Annotated in this window: 15 protein-coding genes; 8 read left to right on the top strand and 7 right to left on the bottom strand. The window is 33.8% G+C overall.

Annotation, left to right across the window (positions count from 1 at the left end):
- The first annotated feature begins 52 nt into the window (after window positions 1-52).
- The 6 genes from GKZ88_RS13800 to GKZ88_RS13775 all read left to right on the top strand — a co-directional run bounded on the left by GKZ88_RS13800 (window position 53) and on the right by GKZ88_RS13775 (window position 11359).
- Window positions 53-3151 (top strand): efflux RND transporter permease subunit, encoded by a 3099-nt coding sequence (locus GKZ88_RS13800; protein ID WP_155102946.1) that lies wholly within the window; start codon window positions 53-55, stop codon window positions 3149-3151.
- Between the two features lie 64 nt (window positions 3152-3215).
- Window positions 3216-4526, top strand: coding sequence for a TolC family protein (locus GKZ88_RS13795; RefSeq protein WP_155102945.1), 1311 nt, complete (start codon window positions 3216-3218; stop codon window positions 4524-4526).
- Between the two features lie 29 nt (window positions 4527-4555).
- The gene (locus tag GKZ88_RS13790) at window positions 4556-5419 is read left to right on the top strand and encodes a bestrophin family ion channel (protein WP_155102944.1); all 864 of its coding nucleotides are present in this window, start codon (window positions 4556-4558) and stop codon (window positions 5417-5419) included.
- 180 nt (window positions 5420-5599) lie between these two features.
- Window positions 5600-8020, top strand: coding sequence for a phenylalanine--tRNA ligase subunit beta (gene pheT, locus GKZ88_RS13785; RefSeq protein ID WP_155102943.1), 2421 nt, complete (start codon window positions 5600-5602; stop codon window positions 8018-8020).
- A gap of 207 nt (window positions 8021-8227) precedes the next feature.
- Entirely contained in the window at window positions 8228-10030 is a 1803-nt protein-coding gene (locus GKZ88_RS13780) for a phage baseplate assembly protein V (protein ID WP_155102942.1), read from the top strand.
- A gap of 3 nt (window positions 10031-10033) precedes the next feature.
- Window positions 10034-11359, top strand: a complete 1326-nt coding sequence (locus GKZ88_RS13775) for a hypothetical protein (RefSeq protein ID WP_155102941.1) — start codon at window positions 10034-10036, stop codon at window positions 11357-11359.
- Between the two features lie 482 nt (window positions 11360-11841).
- Here the strand turns inward: GKZ88_RS13775 and GKZ88_RS13770 are convergent, their stop codons facing one another.
- From GKZ88_RS13770 to GKZ88_RS13740, 7 genes are all read right to left on the bottom strand, one after another.
- Window positions 11842-13071: a peptidoglycan-binding domain-containing protein gene (locus tag GKZ88_RS13770; RefSeq protein ID WP_155102940.1), complete on the bottom strand. Its 1230-nt coding sequence runs from the start codon at window positions 13069-13071 to the stop codon at window positions 11842-11844.
- Window positions 13072-13083: 12 nt separating this feature from the next.
- Complete coding sequence (locus GKZ88_RS13765; RefSeq protein ID WP_155102939.1) at window positions 13084-14757, bottom strand: S8 family serine peptidase; 1674 nt, start codon at window positions 14755-14757, stop codon at window positions 13084-13086.
- An 18-nt stretch (window positions 14758-14775) separates the two neighbouring features.
- Window positions 14776-15228, bottom strand: coding sequence for a hypothetical protein (locus tag GKZ88_RS13760; protein WP_155102938.1), 453 nt, complete (start codon window positions 15226-15228; stop codon window positions 14776-14778).
- Window positions 15225-15806, bottom strand: coding sequence for a hypothetical protein (locus GKZ88_RS13755; protein WP_155102937.1), 582 nt, complete (start codon window positions 15804-15806; stop codon window positions 15225-15227). Before GKZ88_RS13755 ends, GKZ88_RS13760 begins: the two co-directional genes overlap by 4 nt.
- Window positions 15807-15871: 65 nt before the next feature.
- Entirely contained in the window at window positions 15872-16606 is a 735-nt protein-coding gene (locus GKZ88_RS13750) for a hypothetical protein (RefSeq protein WP_155102936.1), read from the bottom strand.
- An 18-nt stretch (window positions 16607-16624) separates the two neighbouring features.
- Window positions 16625-17032, bottom strand: coding sequence for a hypothetical protein (locus tag GKZ88_RS13745; RefSeq protein ID WP_155102935.1), 408 nt, complete (start codon window positions 17030-17032; stop codon window positions 16625-16627).
- An 18-nt stretch (window positions 17033-17050) separates the two neighbouring features.
- Window positions 17051-17896, bottom strand: a complete 846-nt coding sequence (locus tag GKZ88_RS13740) for a hypothetical protein (RefSeq protein WP_155102934.1) — start codon at window positions 17894-17896, stop codon at window positions 17051-17053.
- A gap of 269 nt (window positions 17897-18165) precedes the next feature.
- On the opposite strand from GKZ88_RS13740, the gene GKZ88_RS13735 reads away from it, so the two are divergent.
- Entirely contained in the window at window positions 18166-18600 is a 435-nt protein-coding gene (locus GKZ88_RS13735; protein ID WP_155102933.1) for a hypothetical protein, read from the top strand.
- 6 nt (window positions 18601-18606) lie between these two features.
- The gene (locus GKZ88_RS13730; protein ID WP_155102932.1) at window positions 18607-19254 is read left to right on the top strand and encodes a hypothetical protein; all 648 of its coding nucleotides are present in this window, start codon (window positions 18607-18609) and stop codon (window positions 19252-19254) included.
- The last annotated feature ends 16 nt before the right edge of the window (window positions 19255-19270 follow it).

Genomic DNA, 19270 nt, shown 5'->3' with positions numbered 1-19270 from the left:
AAATTCCTGCACTCTACATCTAAAACATGAACTCTAAAAACATAAATCCTCTATGAGTTTATCAACCACAAGCATAAGAAGACCCGTTTTAACGATTGTACTGAATCTTTTGATTATTTTATTCGGTTTCATTGGTTATACGTTTTTGGGTGTTCGAGAATTCCCTTCAATTGATCCGGCGCAAGTTTCGATCAGAACAAATTATACCGGAGCCAATTCTGATATTATTGAATCACAAATTACAGAACCTCTTGAAAAAGCAGTAAACGCGATTGACGGAATTAGAAATATTACTTCATCTAGTAACCAAGGAAGCAGTAATATTACGATCGAGTTTAATTTAGATAAAGACTTGGAAGAAGCTGCGAATGATGTTCGTGACAAAGTTTCTCAAGCAATCAGAAGTTTACCACAGGATATTGATGCGCCTCCAGTTGTATCTAAAGCCGATGCTGACAGTGATGCTATCATTTCGATGACGGTACAAAGTGACTCTCGAAATTCTCTTGAATTAAGTGATTATGCCGAAAATGTAATTTCGCAGCGTTTAGAAACTATTCCGGGCGTGAGTGGCGTGCAAATTTGGGGACAAAAACGTTATGCAATGCGTTTATGGATTGATCCTGTAAAGCTTGCTGCATATGGCTGTACCGTTGCAGAAGTCCGCACTGCTTTAAATGCTCAGAATGTGGAGCTTCCTTCAGGAAAATTAACTGGTAATAACACAGAACTTACTGTAAAAACGGTTGGAAATTTATCAAAACCTGAAGAATTCAACAATATTATTATTCGTACTGACGGAGATAAAATTGTTCGTTTCAGCGATGTTGGCCTTGCATCATTAGGCCCTGAAAATTTAGAAACAAAATTAAGTCAATCTGGTCTTCCAATGATTGGTTTGGCTATCGTACCGATGCCTGGAGCAAATTATCTGGATATTTCAAAAGAATTTTATAAAAAATATGAAGCACTAAAAAAAGACCTTCCAAAAGATATAAAACTGAATATTGCGCTTGATAATACTATTTTCGTAAAGAAATCAGTAATGGAAGTTGCTGAAACACTTGGAATCTCTATAATTCTGGTAATCATCATTATCTATTTATTTTTTAGAGACTGGGCAATTGCGTTCAGGCCTTTAATTGATATTCCTGTTTCGTTAATTGCTACGTTTTTTATTATGTGGCTTTTTGGATTCTCCATCAACGTATTGACTTTATTAGCAATTGTACTTGCAACAGGTTTAGTAGTTGACGATGGAATTGTAGTTACGGAAAATATCTTCAAAAAAGTTGAAGAAGGAATGTCCCCTATTGAAGCAGCAATTAAAGGTTCAAATGAAATTTTCTATGCCGTAATTTCGATCTCCATAACTTTAGCAGCGGTATTCCTGCCTGTAATTTTCTTAGAAGGTTTCGTAGGCCGACTCTTTAGGGAATTTGGTGTAGTAATTGGTGCCGCAGTATTAATTTCGGCTTTCGTTTCATTAACATTGACGCCAATGTTAAATGCTTATTTAATGAAAGGCGGCGAACAGAAAAAATCAAAATTCTATATTAAAACAGAGCCGTTTTTTGAAAAAATGAACAGCACTTATGCCGAAGCTTTAGAGAAGTTCATGCATAAAAAATGGATCAGTTTTCCAATTTTAATTGTTTGTTTTGGATTGATTTACTTGTTCTTTACAATTCTTCCAAAAGAAACTGCACCGTATGATGATCGTGGTGCCGTAACGTTGCGTATGACTACTCCAGAAGGATCTTCATACGAATATACAGATCGTTTTATGCAGGAAATTTCCAAAGTTATCGACGACTCAATTCCAGAGAAAAAAGTAAGTTTGGTTATTACGTCACCTGGATTCAGTTCAAATTCAGTAAACTCGGGAATGATTAGACTTGCTCTTAAAGATGTTGAAGACCGAAAAGTATCTCAAAAAGAAATTGCTGATAAATTAACCAAGTGGACAAAACAATATCCAAGTGCTAAAACTGCTGTAACACAACAGCCTACAATTGCCGTTAATAGACGTGGAGGTTTGCCGATTCAGTATATTATTCAGGCTCCAAACTTTGAAAAATTAAGAGCTAAAATTCCAGTTTTCATGGAAGAAGTTGGTAAAAGCGATGTTTTTTCTACTACCGATGTGAATTTGAAATTTAATAAACCTGAAATCAACGTAAGTATTGACCGTGAAAAAGCAGAAAGCTTAGGAATTTCGATTTTAGATATCGCACAAACTTTACAGCTTTCTTTGAGCGGACAACGTTTTGGTTATTTCATTAAAAACGGAAAACAATATCAGGTTATTGGTCAATTTGATCAAAAAGACCGTTCAAAACCATTGGATTTAACTTCAATGTTCGTTAAAAATAACAAAGGTCAATTAATCCAGATGGACAACGTTGTAAATGTTGAAGAACAAAGTAATCCACCGCAATTGTATCACAATAACCGTTATATGTCGGCTACTGTTTCTGCAGGTTTAGCACCAGGAAAAAGTATCAGCGACGGTATTGAGGAGATGGACCGAATTAAAGCGAAAGTTTTAGACGAAAGTTTCACAACCGATTTGAGTGGAGAATCACGAGATTTCGTAGAAAGTAGTTCTAATACTTCCTTCGCCTTTGGATTAGCTTTGCTTTTAATCTTTTTGATTCTAGCGGCGCAATTTGAGAGTTTTATTGATCCATTGATTATTATTTTAACAGTTCCAATGGCGGTTGCCGGAGCATTATTTTCGTTATGGCTTTTCAATCAAACATGGAATATTTTCAGCCAGATTGGAACCGTAATGCTTATCGGATTAGTTACTAAAAATGGTATTTTAATTGTCGAATTTGCCAATCAGCTTCGTGAACAAGGAAAACCAAAATTAGAAGCTATTCTAGAAGCATCAGAAGCGCGTTTGCGTCCAATTTTAATGACCAGTTTAGCGATTGCATTAGGAGCTCTGCCAATTGCAATGTCGCTTGGAGCCGCTTCAACAAGTAGAATCGGAATGGGAGTTGTAATTGTTGGAGGAACTATTTTCTCTCTTGCTTTGACACTTTTTGTAATTCCTGCGATTTATTTAATGTGGTCTAAAGCCAGAAAACATTATCCAGAGTTTGATCATATCGACGAATACGAAAAAGAAAATATAAAATAGCAATTCAAAAATCATGAATTTTACTTTGTGTAAAATTCATGATTTCTTGCAAAAGAATATAAACATGAATATTAAAAATATATACTGCACTTTGATAATCCTCTTCTTCTGCATTGTAAAAACAAATGCACAAGGAGTTCTGACGATTGAAGATGCAACAAGAATCGCCTTAGAAAACAATTTTGAAATTAGAATCGCAAAAAATAATTCAAAAATAAGCGAAACAAATGTTACGGTTGGAAATGCTGGATTACTGCCAACGGTTGCAGCTACAGTAAATGACAACAACAGTGTTACCAATTCATCACAAACACGTCAAGACGGAACTTCAACTTCTTTAAACAATGCTAAAAACAACACCTTAACTTATGGAGTTGGCCTAAATTGGACTGTTTTTGACGGAATGAAAATGTTTGCGCGTCTGGATCAGTTAAAAGAACTTCAAAATTTAGGAGATTCTGAATTAAGAAGAACTGTTTTACTCAAAATTGTTCAGGTAAATTCAGCTTACTACGATCTTGTACAGCAACAGCACCAATTGGCTGCTTTAGATACAACAATCGTAATTTCTAAACAGCGATTGACATTGGCACAAAATCGATTCAGCATTGGAAAAGCTTCAAAATTAGAAGTTTTAAACGCTCAAGTTGATTTAAATTCAGATCAGGTTGCTTTATTGCGTCAAAAAGAAACTTATGCAAATGCTAAAATTCTGCTAAACCAATATTTGGCGCGTGATCCTAAAATTGATTTCACAGTAACTGATTTAGTTACAGTTGATAACGCTATGAATTTTGCCGAACTATCGGATTTGGCACACAAGCAAAATCCTGCTGTAGAAGCTCAAATTATTAATAAACGCATTGCCGAACTGCAGCTTAAGCAAGTAAAAGCCGACCGTTATCCGGTTGTAAATTTAACTTCTGGTTATAATTTTTCTGAAAATCAATCAAGTTTAGGTTTTACGAGTCAGTCTTCTTCAAAAGGTTTTAATTATGGTTTTAATGCACGACTTAATTTGTTTGATGGTTTAAATCAGCATCGAAATGAAAAAGTAGCAAAAATAGAAATCGAAAATTCTCAGATTGCTATTGATCAGCAAAATATGATTTTAGATACACAGCTGAGCACTGCATTTCAAACCTACCAAACAAACTTAGGGTTAATTGATTTGGAAGAAGATAACGTAACGATTGCTAAACAAAATTTAGATATTACTTTAGATAAATTCAGAATTGGAACCATCACAACACTTGATTTCAGAACCGCTCAATTGAACTATGTAAATGCTAAAGTGCGTTACAGCAATGCTCAATATCAGGCAAAATTATCTGAAATTGCTTTAAGAGAATTAGCAGGAAATATTAATTTTTAAACTAAATTTGTTTCAAAAATTAGTAAAAAATGATTGCATACAATCCTAAAGAGTGGTTTACATTTATCTTTCATTTTCATAAATCAGACACTATCAGGCAATTATTTCCTGTAATGATTGGCATCGGTATTTATGCGGCCATTGTTGGTTATGTTGAAGTGATTTATTTTGGAATAGATGAAAATCATTACCTTAAAAACATTCCTGTAATGCACGGAATATTGGGTTTTGTGATTTCACTTTTATTAGTTTTTAGAACAAATACTGCATACGACCGCTGGTGGGAAGCCAGAAAATTATGGGGCGGTTTGGTCAACAACAGCCGTAATTTTGCTATAAAACTTTCGGCTATTTTAAAAGATGAAAATGACCGAAAGTTTTTTAGAAAATTTATTCCGGGTTATGCCTCCATTTTATACAAACATTTAAATAATTCTGAGACGGCAAAACAGCTTTTTGAAGATGTTGATTTAGAATTGGACCATCATAAACACAAACCAAATCAGGTGAAACGAATGATGTTTCATAAAATCAATGATTTATACGATTCAAAAAAAATAACAGGCGACCAGCTTATCATCTTAAATGCCGAATTAGTTGCTTTTACCGATATTTGCGGAGCCTGCGAACGAATCAAAAACACGCCTATTCCCTACTCTTACAGTGCTTTTATAAAAAAGTTTATCTTCTTTTACATCATGACTTTGCCTTTCGGCTATTCTTTAAGTCTAGGCTATTATGTAGTTCCTGTAGTTGTTTTTATTTTTTATGTTTTGGCAAGTTTGGAATTAATTGCCGAAGAAATTGAAGATCCTTTTGGTGATGATGAAAATGATTTACCAATCAAAAAGATTTCAGAAAACATTAAAAAACATGTTGAAGAATTGATTTAATATTCTTTCTTCAAATTCATAAAAGATTCTGAATAAAGTAAATACCAAACTTTTCATTCAATATTTCGGGCGCAAATTCCGATAAACGGGATATTTTTCAGTCAAAAAACAAAAAAATTGTTTCCAACTCCGCTGATCAATCCTTATATTTACATCCTCATATAAGAATAATAAAATAACATGAAAATATCTTACAACTGGCTAAAACAATTTATTAAAACAGACTGGACTTCAGAACAGACTTCAGAATTACTGACAGATTTAGGCCTGGAAGTTGAAGTGGTTGAAAAATACCAATCTATAAAAGGTGGATTGGAAGGAGTTGTTGTAGGTCACGTTCTTACCTGCGAAAAACACCCAGATGCTGACAGATTAAAAGTTACAACTGTAAATATTGGTTTAGAAGCTCCTGTACAGATTGTTTGCGGTGCGGCAAATGTTGAAGCGGGTCAAAAAGTTCCTGTTGCTACTATTGGAACCATTTTATATGATAAAGATGGAGCAGAATTTACGATTAAAAAAGGAAAAATTCGCGGACAGGAAAGCCACGGAATGATTTGTGCCGAAGATGAATTAGGATTAGGAACAAGTCATGAAGGAATTATGGTTCTTGATGAAACTTTAGAACCTGGTACTCCAGCGGCTGAAGTTTTTAAAATTGCAAATGATGAAGTTTTCGAAATTGGATTAACTCCAAATCGTGCCGATGCGATGAGTCATTTTGGAACTGCTCGTGATTTGAGAGCTGGAATGTTACAGCGTGGCGTAAATGTAGAATTGATTACGCCTTCTGTAAGCAATTTTAGAGTTGATATGCGTACGTTAAAAATCGACGTTAATGTTGAAGACTCCCATTTAGCACCAAGGTATTGTGGTGTAACTATTTCTGGAATTACAGTTCAAGAATCACCATCTTGGCTTCAGGATCGATTGAAAGCAATTGGATTGACTCCAAAAAATAATATTGTCGATGTTACTAATTATGTTCTGCATGAATTAGGACAGCCTTTACACGCTTTTGACGCAGCAAAAATCAACGGAAAAGTAATTGTGAAAACACTTCCAGAAGGAACTAAATTCATTACTTTAGACGATGTTGAAAGAACATTGCATGCAGAAGATTTAATGATCTGTGATGAAAAAGGTCCGTTATGTATTGCTGGTGTTTTTGGAGGAAAAAAATCGGGAGTTACAGACGGAACAACTTCTATCTTTTTAGAAAGTGCTTATTTTGATGCTGTAACTATTCGTAAAACTGCGAAAAGACATAACTTGAACACTGATGCTTCTTTTAGATTTGAAAGAGGAATTGACCCAACAATTACTGAATATGCTTTGAAACGTGCAGCACTTTTAATTCAGGAAGTTGCCGGTGGAAAAATTACTTCAGATGTTGTGGAAGTGTATCCTAAAAAAGTGGAAGATTTCTCTGTTTTACTGAATTTCAGTCACGTTTCGAAAATCATTGGACAGGAAATTCCGAAAGATACGATCAAAAAAATATTAGTTTCTTTAGACATTAAAGTTAATAGTGTTTCTGATTCTGGTTTAGGACTAACAATCCCTGCTTACCGTGTTGACGTACAGCGCGAAATTGATGTAATCGAAGAAATTTTACGTGTTTACGGTTACAACAACATTAATTTTTCTAAAAAATTCAATGCAACTGTAGCAAACTCGCCTAGAACAGAAGATTATAAAGTACAAAATGTAATTGCTTCTCAGTTGAATTCTCAAGGTTTTCATGAAATGATGGCCAACTCTTTGACAACTGCTGCATATGCAAAACTTACAGCTTCATTAAAAGAAGAACATAATGTTACAATGCTGAATCCTTTGAGCAGTGATTTGTCGACTATGCGCCAATCATTATTGTTTTCAGGACTTGAAGCTATTTCATATAATATCAATAGAAAAAATGCCGATTTAAAATTATTTGAATTCGGAAAAAGCTATCACAAATACCTGACTGGATACGAAGAACACAAACACCTGACTTTGCTTATTTCTGGAAACAGAAACAAAGAAAGCTGGACAAATCCTCAAAAAACGACTGATTTCTTTTTATTAAAAGGATACGTTAAAGGAGTTTTAGCCCGTTTAGGAATTGATAAAATTTCGAATGCACCGGTTCAATCTGATATTTTTTCTGAAGGAACAGCCATTTGCTACAACAATGATACTTTAGTTGAAATGGGTGTAGTAAAAAAATCTATTTTGAAACATTTCGGAATCAAACAAGATGTTTATTATGCTGATTTTAACTGGGATTTAGTACTGAAAATCATTACTGGAAAAATTAAATATACTGAAATTCCAAAGTATCCAGAAGTACGCAGAGATTTAGCTTTGCTGATCGATCAGAGTACGACTTATGAAAGTATTTTTAATTTGGCAAAACAAACAGAAAAATCACTTTTAAAAGATATCAACTTGTTTGATGTCTATGAAGGAGAAAAACTTCCAGAAGGAAAAAAATCGTATGCATTGAGTTTTACCATTCAGGATAATACAAAAACGCTTACCGATGCTCAAATTGATAAAATCATGTCAAAATTACAACAGACTTTTGAAACTGAACTTGGAGCAAGTTTAAGATAGAGTAAAAAATTATAGAATAAAAAATGCCTCATAGCTTTATGAGGCATTTTTTTTTGCCTAAGCTTAATTTCACCTTATTGTATCACAAATAAAACTTTTTGGTACTGCCGTTTTTTGTTTACGTTTTTATTTTTATTAAAACGATTTCGTTTAGCATTTTCATTTCTTCCGAAAATGCTACTCATTTACTAACCAACAAAAAATACTATGGCACATTTCTCAGACCAAGTTTACATTACCATTGGAGGTTTTACCCAAAACATTATTTATTATGATTTGAAGCTGTCACAGAAAATGGCAGATCATCATTATTTTTCATTTGTCTGGCAATATACCGGCAAGGCAGTTATAAAACCTGTCGATCAGGCAAAAGCCATAACAAAATATCTTGGAAACGAAGTGATTTTCACTTTCAAAAGCCTTACCGGAATCAAACTGATGAGTAAAGGCATTATAACTGAATTGTCTTCGGTGGATCAAAACGGAAGCGCAGTCGGTCTGCATGTAACAGGAATAAGCCACAGTATTGTATTGGATGACATGCCAAAATCCAGAACTTATCTCGAAAGAGGAATGGATGATATTGTGCTGGATATTTTGTCAGAAGGCCCTACGGAATTTTATCAGCGAGATGCGATAAGATCTACTTATATGAAAGAGTTTAATTATATCGCTCAGTATAATGAAACCAGTTTCAATTTTCTCAAAAGACTGGCACAGCGCTACGGCCAGTGGTTTTATTTTGATGGAATGCGCATGCAGTTTGGACAAACGAAAAACTCTAAAATAAAACTGATCAACGGAGCATCATTGCACAGTTTTAAGATTCAGGCCAATATGAAAGCGCATAAAATTTCGCTTGCAGGTTATGATTATAATAATGCTTCCAGTATCCGAAATTCGTCGCAGAGAACCTCCTCGGGAAGCAAAGACAGCTTTGCATCAAATATAGGATTCAATCAGGGAACTGTGACCCAGCCTGAGCTGAGTATTGGAGCTTACACCAACAACGCCCAGAACAAAGACGAAATAGACGAAATGGTCACACTGCAGACCGCAGGAAGCGATGCTAACAGCGTGTATTACAGCGGAATTTCATACTTCCCAATAGGACTCGGGCAGATATTTACAATCATTAACCAGACCGTCGAGCATCAACTTATTTGCATCGAAGCCATACACCACTCCGAAGTACACGGAAATTATACCTGTGAATTCAAAGCCATTCCTGCCGATGTCTCGGCTCCGCATTATACAGATACAAAAGTTTTTGCCAAAGCAGAAACCCAGCCAGCAAAAATAAAAGACAACAACGATCCAGAAGGACTCGGGCGCGTAAGAGTAGAATTCTACTGGGCATCAGGAAGCACCAAAAGCCAGTGGATGAGAATGATCCAGCCACATACCGGAGCCGGAAAAGGATTTTATTTTATACCTGAAATTGATGAGGAAGTTTTGGTTGATTTTGAAGGTGGAAATGCACAGTGCCCTTATGTAATGGGAGCGCATTATAATGGTCAGGAATCATCAGGTTACAACACTCCAAAAAATGACATTAAGGCCATTCATACCCGAAGTGGTCACATTATTAAATTCACCGAAGATGAGAGTATCATCATTACAGATAAAATTGGTAATGAAATACATTTAGATACCATTGGAGGAAACATAAATATTACAGCTCCGAAAGTAATTACTATGACAGCGACTGATATTATTATGAATGCTTCTCAAAATATTACTTCAAGTGCGGGTATGAATATAAGTGAAAGTGCTGGAGTTGACATTTCGCAAAATGCCAATGCTATGATTTTGCAAAATGCGGGTGCAGACTATCTTTTAATTGCTAAAAATATCACTAAAGTAGCAAGTGATAGTTATTCAGCAGATGCAAAGGACATTTCTAGAAATGCTTCAGGAAAAATAGAATCACTTTCGCAAGAAAATCATATTCAGAATAGTAAAGGAAATATTAATAATCATTCTGGCGAGAATTCTACAAACTCATAGTGTATGGGAAATATTACAATTATAGCAAAAAATATTTGTGAAAACGCATCAGGAAGTATCAGGAATGATGCATCTCAAATTATAAATCAATCAGGTAGAAAAATTATTCAAAACAGTAATACAGGTATAAATTATCTTAATCATCAAGATAGACAGCCTCCGACTGATATTAGAATAACAAAGGTTGAAGGCCCTTTTGATGCAAGCGATAACTTGGTTGATAAAATTGAGCTGGGTAAGTCTTATACATTTAAGGCTACACCAACTCGAAAGCCAACTATAACGGAAATTCCTTTATTAAAATGGGCAATTAAACTTGATGATAGTAAAAAGGAAATTATTGCGGGAGTTGCTTCATTTAATAAATTGGAGAATAAAAAAATAATAATAGCCTTAAAGATTAATCATGATTTTGAAAAAGCGAGGATTTATGCTTTTTATCAAAAGCCTGATGATATCGTAAGTACGGATTTGAATCTTCAACAAATTGAAATAATACTTGTGGCAGGTACGGAACAACATTCTCAAACATATGGCAATAAGTTGATGTTTCCTGCTCAAGCAGTTAGAGAAATTCGTCAAAATTATGCGCATTATAAGCATGCTACAATAATAGTATTCAAAGATGGATTTACTGAGATGGAATTAAGTATTATCAAGAGAGATGCAAGAAATTGGAATAAAACATTATATTTTAAAAAAATTAATTCAATTAAAGAATTATTAGATTATATAAATAAGGGAGATGCCACTGTTAAAAGATCAGATGTTAAAATAGGAGTGATGAAAATTTTCTCACACGGCTTACCAAGTATTTTAGATTTTGGACTAGATGGCAAAAATAGCTCCACCCAACAATTTGGTATTGATAATGTTACTTCTCTAGTAAAAGATTCGTTTACTTTAAATCCAATAATTTATTCTTATGCTTGTAGAACTGGAAATTCTGATAATAGAATAGTGACATTGAACCCTAGTTATAAATATGATGCTGAAGAGATTAAATTAGTTAAACCAAAAGAAAGTCTTGCACAAAAGCTAAGTGATCATCTTGATGCAAGTGTTTATGCTTATTTGAGAAGAAGTAATTATAATCCCACATGGCTGGATGGAGGTGATTTAGAATATAAGAAGAAATATATAACTATAGAAGATGAAGAGGTTAGTAATCCTTTAAATCCAAAGGATTGGTTTAGAAAAGGGTGGGATGAAGCGTTATGGAATTCTAATGGAGCTTTTACTTTGCCTAGATCGGGAGATTCTCCCGGCGGATTACTTCAAAGTGGAATTTTTCTTTTTGAAAAAGATAAAGAACCTTCTAAACAATAAAAACATGAACATAAAAAAAAAATTCATTTTGGGAATTATAATAAATCTTATTTCTATTGGTGTAATATATGTAACTATGAATAAATACGCGACAGAGATTTCTGCAAATTGTATCGATTGTTCCTATATGCAGGATGTTTTAATAAATAGCATTAGTATTTTATTATTTCCAATAATCTATGTCTCCAGTAAATTTATTAATAACAAAAATTTTTTTGTATTAATAGTTTCTTTATATGCAATCATAAATGTTTTTGTTGGACAGATAGGAATATTTAATTCAAGAATTGGATCTTGGAGTAGTTATTCGTATACAGATATTATTATTGGTGTTTTTCTGGAGCAATATTTCAATTTGATTATGATACTTGTGGTTTTTATTTTAACTATTAAATTATGGAATATACAAACAAAATTTACAGATTGCAATAATGCCTTTTTTAAATAGAAAAACCCGACTTTAAAAAGTCGGGTTTTATATTTTAGAATGTTACACGTGTTGATAACCTCCTCGCTCCTGCTGAGTTTGGATGAATTTCATCTCTCCAAAATTCAGATGAATTCAATAAACCGCGGTAATCAATAATTCGGCTTTGAAAACGATAACCGTAATAGGTGAAATGATTTTTAATTTGCCACAAAAGCGCGTAAAATTTATCTAATAATCGGATAATGATATACGATCTTAAAATTTCGTCGGCAATTCCTAAACGATCAAAAACAGGTTTTATCCAAGGTCCCAAAGGCAAATCAACACCCACAATCGATGGTCTTACGCCAAGTTTAAATAACGGATAATCATAAGTATGCATATAAAATATTGTATTTGGCGTTGCATGTGCATTTACAATACTTCCAAAACCAAGATAATTTCGCATAATAGTACTAAAAATGGAACCGAGATTAACGGAGTTAAAAAGAGCACGATCAAAAGCAGCAGTGTTTAAATATCTTTTGTACAAAATACATTTCTGATATAATGCATCGCCAGACAAACTTCTGAGTTCTGTCAGTTTTGCTTGATCAGTAAAGAAACTTGGGTCAAAAGAAGTTATTCCGGAGTTTAATATTCTGCCAAGCTGCGGAAAAACATCATTTCCGCCTCCACTAAAATAAATTCGGTCAATACGATAACCGCTGACATATTGCACAAAATGAGTTCTGTCAGCATACATTTGAGAAGTTGTTTCTCCAAATTTGGCTAAATGCAGGCAATTCAAATTGAGCCTTTGATTTCGGTCTGTAATGGTATCATACAAATCTAAAATAGTCGGAACCGGATAATCCAGCCAAGAATCTCCTTCAAAAATAACATTCAATGTATTAGTGTTTCCGGCATTTCTTCTAAAAAGAAATGAATTGGTCAAAAACGGCTGATGCAGGGATTCGTCTTCCGCTTCAACCAGCGAAGTATTTGTACTATTCAATTGTTTTAGGGCATTATAAGTAACATCATCAGGGTTTATATTTCCCGTGACTTGAATCCTATTATTTGCCTGAAAATTAAGAATAGAAATAATGGTGCTATCCGTTTGATTATTTGATATACTTCCGCTGGCCGCCACGGGATAACCTAATGTTTTTAAATAATTTTGTATTTGCAATACGTCAGATCTATTGTTTATGGCATTCAATCCTACGCTGTTAACAAGAGTGTTTATTGACGAAGGATTCTGATTTATAACTGGGGAATTCGAAACTAAATTTTCCATAATATTCCGTATTTATGTTATTTTATTTGGATTGATATAGCCATGTCCGGCTCTAAAAACCTCAAAATTGTTTTCTTTAAAAGAAGCACTGTCACAGCCCTTAAAGAGTTTTTTTCGTATTGAAAAAATATCAAGATCAGGTTCTTTCTCTAAAATTTTCATTACTAAAGAAGCTACATAAGGTGCGGCCATACTGCTGCCACTTTTAGAAGTCAATTTATTTGACGCTCTGTTTTCTCTGCTTGAAGACGAACAGGATGATTTTATTTTAAAACCAGGTGCAACAAGTTCGGGTTTCATGCGTCCATCTACTGTTGGTCCTGAACTGCTAAACGACAAAATAGATTTTGCGTCCTCATTCTGATTATATGCACCGACAACAATGCTGTATTTTGAATTGCAGATCGAATTTGTAGTATGCGTTTTGTTTGCAATTGCAGGCAAGAATATCGACTGTCCTCCGTCATCGCGTTCTATATAACAATGATAACGTCCATTTTTCACAACTTTTCCAACCAATTCGACTGTCCAGAATTTTGAATTTAATTTGCCGTTGACTAAAATATTAATTTGATTCTTTCCTGTATTGGGTTCGTTGCTTCTGTGCAGGCAAATCCCGACTTCATCATTATCTTTTAAAATTAATTCGTCTTTAAAAGGTGTTGAAGAAAGCAGTAGTTTCATATTATCATCATAAATATCCACACTTAAAATATCGTTGCCATGATACCAAATTTCCATTTCGTTTGGCGTTCGGTCATTCTTTTTAAACATCCACGGAATTTTAATTTTCTGATCTAATTTAATATCGCCGTAAGTGTGAGCATTTGACTGATGATAATTTCCAGTACTCTGAACAATCGCCGTTCCTTTGCGTGTGGTTACAATATGATCGATGATTTGTTCAAACAAAGTTTTCCCCATATGTGCATCACCGTGGCCGCCCAAACTCATATTGATTACCAAAGGCCTTTCGCCTGCTTCCTTTGTAATCAAACACAATCCTTCGGCTCCTTTTACCGAATCACCTAATGACAAATTAGATCCGTTAACAAGGTTGGTTCCCATATCAACAGCAACTATTGGTACATTTGGCGCGAAACTTTTAGGCGCAACAGCTCCATTGCCACAAGCAATTCCGAGTACATGTGTTCCATGTGTTCCGTTTCCAAATAAATCTGATTTTCCAGGATGGTATCCAAGTTTTTTAAACGGAAATTCATCTAATAAAGCTTCGTTTATCTGTGCTTTGGTAATGATTCTTCCATACCCGTATTTATTTCCATCATATCGGTCAGATTGTACCCAAATTTTCTCGAAACGCGTTTTTCCATTATTTATAAAATCTGGGTGCGTAAAATCAAATCCAAAATCAATTATTCCGAACACAACATTTGAAACAGTATCCTCAAAAACATCATTTTTTTTATCTAAAAATTGCGTTTCAGGAGCAAGTTCAATATAATTATTGGCAGGAACAACCATAGGAGCTTTAAGGCTTTTTACTTTTTTGCTTTGGTAAATTGGACATAAAAAACGCCGCTGTGTTCTAATACTCACAATATTTCCAAATTCCGAAATGATTTTACAATTATCAGGATATTCCTTTTCTTTCTCTAAACGCATTAAGAGTGATAATTCTTCATCGGGGTTTCCATATAAGATAACTTTGAGTCTTGGATCCATGATTTTGTATTTTAAATATTAGCCCAAAGCCTCTAATCTTCTCTCAATAGCATTTAATTCTGAATTTAAAAGAGTAAAATGAATTGTTTCCTCAATTACGGTTGCAAAACCATCGGCAGCATTCTGAGACGAAGCAATAAAATCATTAATTTCTTTGATGTAAAGACTGTTTTTAAAACCTAATTTTTCCAATCCAGTAATAAAATCCTGGTCATTTTTTTCAAGTTTTGAGAAGTTGGCATGCTCTAAAATTTTGGTGAAAATTTCTAACGAACGTTTAAAATCAAATAAACTTTTAGAAGCTAAGTTTTTGCTTAAAAAAACTTTCTCTTCTTCTGCTTTCTTTGAAAGCTTGAAATTAGTTTTAAAAAAAGTTGGTCGGATATTATTAATTTTCTCAAGAATTTGATTTGTATTCTTTTCAATTTTATCTAAACCGATGATTTCTTGGGTTGAAGCTGTTGTTTTCATCTTTTTACATTTTTAGCGGGTGATTTTTGATCAGAAGCAGTAGTCGAATCTGAAATTGGAAAAGCTTTAGAAATTACTTCTAATTTGCCTTTAATTTCCTGAATAGCAATATTTAAATCTGCATTGCTTTTTTCTAAACTTTCAATTTTTGGCTTTAATGTTTCGCCAACAATTTTTTCTAGTTCACTTTTGTTTTTATCTGAAATTCTAGCGATTTCTTCCTTCAAAACATTAGTCCCTTCCAAAATTTTTGCTTCAACAGTTTCTAAAGTTGTGAGATTTACTTTAGCAGTTTCTTCAGTTGGAGCTCCTTTTGTTTGTTCCTTGGTATTTGTTTTAGTTCCCTCATCTGCAGCAATATTTACAACTGGTACAGATGCCGTCGCAGCAGCAGAGGCAATAAATTTATCACCTTCAATTTTGGCTTTGTTTTCTATGATTAAGTAATTCAACAGCGGATTTTCAGAAACTGCACCTGTTAAAAGCGCTGTATTCATAATTTCCTGATTTCCTGAAACATTATAAAAACTCGCTCTGCTGTTAGCAATAAAATAATTGATTAATATACTAAGATTCATCGTTGCATAATTTTAAGGTTAATAGAAAGTAAAGGGCAATTGGGAGCAACTGCCCTTTCTATAATTTACTTATTCATCATCATCATCAATGCAATAGGTAAAATAGTGTTATTGCTATTTGCAGTATTGCCTTGATTTTGCTGTGACATTATAAGTACTAATGGAAGCATCATATTTGAATTGTCTGATTTTCCAGAACCTGAATCCCCCATTGTAGTCATCATTGGCAATAATAAAGACAATGTTGGATCTACGAAAATTGCACTGGTATTTGGTTTTTCAATTATTTTCGCTTCAATAGCAGGGTTGGTACCTTCGGCAGCTTTACCAGGAATATATTGCAAATTCTCAGGTTTTAATTTTGGCTGATTCAGCAATGATCCCATCATGCTCATCATTTGCATATTTTTTAAAACCTTGGTCTGGTTATCGCCTTTACGAGCGTCTATCTTTGCAAATTCTGTATGTTTTTGATCTAATGCAACTAATGCTTTATTTGTAGCTAATGAAGTCTTTTTAAGCTCATTAACCTGATTAGAAATGGCATCTAATGATTTTTTAAGTTCGCTTTTAGTAGCATAATCATTAGCTCTTCCGCTTAAAGCTTTTCCAAAATTTGATCTTTGTTTTACCGCTGAACTTACATTTGGTCTAATACCTCGAGTTAAAGGTCTTCTGCCTCTTGCCGCTTCATCATAACTTTCGTCATAGCTTTCTAATAAATCTTCGCTTAAAAGATCTTCGTTGAAATAGTTTTCATTTAATAAATCTTCGTCTAAATAACTTTCAAAATAGCTCATAATTTTAATTTTTAATGGTTAATTTTTGTTGAAATAATGTTTGTTATATTTCTGGATGGCTGGCTGAATATATTTATTGAAAAGAATAAAATCTGGAACAGTGTAACCTGGTTTCCCAGTTCCAAAACATTCTGGACAATCACTGTTTTCTCCAAAACATTCAGTACAGGCACCAATTGCTTTTGCCAAATCATCATTTTGATTTAACTCAAATTCCAGCTGAAATTTCAGTCCTTCAATTATGGTAAAAAGTTTATGATTGATTTTTTTTAATTTCTTGATTCTCTCTTCAAGTTCTAAATCAATTTTGGGAACTTCTTTTTCTACTTCTTCAGGCTCTTTTTTTTCCATCATGGGCTGCATAAGCTCAAAATATTTAGCCATTTCAGGATTATGTTCTTTAAAATATTCTAAATAAGCATCCATTAGTATAACATTTAGGTTTTATAAACTTGCAATAGAATTTTCAAGTCTATTGATTCGGTTAGGAGTGTTAGTACCAACAAATTGGCCATATTGATCAACGTAATAATCTTCAGTCGGAATTAATCCTCCATTATAATATTCGTATAAAATATTCTCTGTTAAGTAATTAACACTTTCGATTAATTCGGCAAAAGAGTGGCTTTCTATTGGTGCATTTGGGCTTGCAGTACCTAAACTTTGTTGCGCTTGGCCTGCTTGAAATTGAGGATTGTTAATAACGCCTCCTAATTGATTGTACAAGCCTTGAACTCTGCCAATGTCCTGTGCAGCCTGTGGACGAAGCACTACCGGATTATCCTGTACATACTGCTGAATCGCAGGAAGCGCTGCTCTGCCGGCATCAGCTAAATAACGGGTTGTATTTCCCCAAGCTTGTCTAACTGGCGATGGCTGTCTGCGCTGTGGTGCAGGTCTGCGCTGTGGTTGAGATGGTCTGCGTTGTGGCTGACGGCTATTGTCTAAAGCAGCACTGCCCGCTCCTGCCAAATTGCTGACCAAACCTCCAACGGCACCGCCAATTTGAGGTGCGCCAAAATAAGTTCCAACAGCAGTTCCAACAATTGGAGCCACGGCAGAAACACCACGCAAAACACCAGAACCAATACTGCTGGCTACATTTCCTAAACTGGACCAAAATCCTTCTGCTTCACTTTCAGACATTTGATCTACTCTTGACAACAGGACATCTTCTAATTCACTTTCACTTAAATTAGAATATTCTGGTCCTAAAACATATCGTACAGCTTCAAAATAATTGTCTTCGCTGAATGATTCTCCCTGAAAAACTTCATGATATAAACTCATAATTCTAAGTATTACAATTAACTCTTACTCTTTTAACAGGCTTTTCAGATTTCGCCTATCCATTTTGTGCACAAAAAAAGGACGATGTAAAATTGATTTTTTATAAATTACTAAAAAACAGTACTTTAACCCAAAATTTTAAATAAATTTACCCTAAGAAAAAGGGTACATTTCCCCTTGCCGATTTTTGGCGTTTAAAATATTTTTGCTCTCAATGTTTTACCAAAACACTATTTATCAAACAATTAACCCTTAAACTATTAATACTCATGGAAAGACAGCCTGAAAAACCAACGCAATTGATTACTAAAAAATTCGCTAAAGAATTACATTCGAATTTTATGAAATACAGAGCAAGTATTATTGCTAAATACATTAAAAAAGAAGACGCCAATGCGGTTTGGTTTTCTGTAGAAGAACTCGAAAATTACATTCATTATATCAAGTCTAAAGGTGAAAAAACAGGCTATAATGTCAATGGAATTCGCATTTATTTTGGTGTATATCCAGAAGAGAAAAAATATGAAGAAAAAGCAGGATTGATGACGGTATTTTTGACTGCAACCGGAAAAAAAATAAAAACGCCTAAGGCTGGAGAATTACAAACTTTTGCTTCTCTCAGTATTGACAACTCCGACATATCAAGCATTGAACCAATGAATTATGGAAGTATTGGAAGACCGCCAAGCTTAGACTATAACTAAAAAATTATGTTCGAATTTTTACGATTTTATATTTTCTATTTAGCTTTATTTTCCGGAATTATTGGCTTGATTTCATGGCACAAACTTCCTGGATATAAAGCTAAATCACTTGTAATTTTAATTTGGTTTTCTGTTATAATAGAAAAAGTAGGTTATTATTTTACAGAGTGGACCGGCTTGCTGAATTATTATGTTTTTAATTTTTATATGCTGGTCAGTTTTTCTGCCTATATATTGCTCTTAAGAAGTCTGTTAACTAAAACAAATTATAGAATAACAGCCTCTCTAAGTTTAATACTTTTTATATTATCCTTTTTTCTGAATATTTTATATTTCAAAGAAGACGTAAATCACTCTTACACTTACAGTTTTGCTATTGGCGTATTGTTAGTAATGATTTTATCTTGTTTGTATTTAGTGGAAATTTTTAATTCAGACAAAATATTGAATTTTAAAAAATCGGTCTTTTTTTGGTACATACTCGGAATATTAGTTTTTCATGTGCCTTTTTTGCCCTTTATGCTGGCTTTAAATTGGTTTTTAATCAAACACGATGAATCGGTTTTTAGTTTGGTAGTATTTATTTTAAATCTTCTGGCCCAGACCTGCTATATTATTGGATTTTTATGGAGCGAAAAGAAATACAATTATTAGTCATTTCATTAGGTAT

The sequence above is a fragment of the Flavobacterium sp. LC2016-01 genome (assembly GCF_009711135.1).
Taxonomy (GTDB): domain Bacteria; phylum Bacteroidota; class Bacteroidia; order Flavobacteriales; family Flavobacteriaceae; genus Flavobacterium.
The sequence above is the reverse complement of the archived record's forward strand: the minus strand, read 5'-3'. Positions and strand labels throughout refer to the sequence as shown.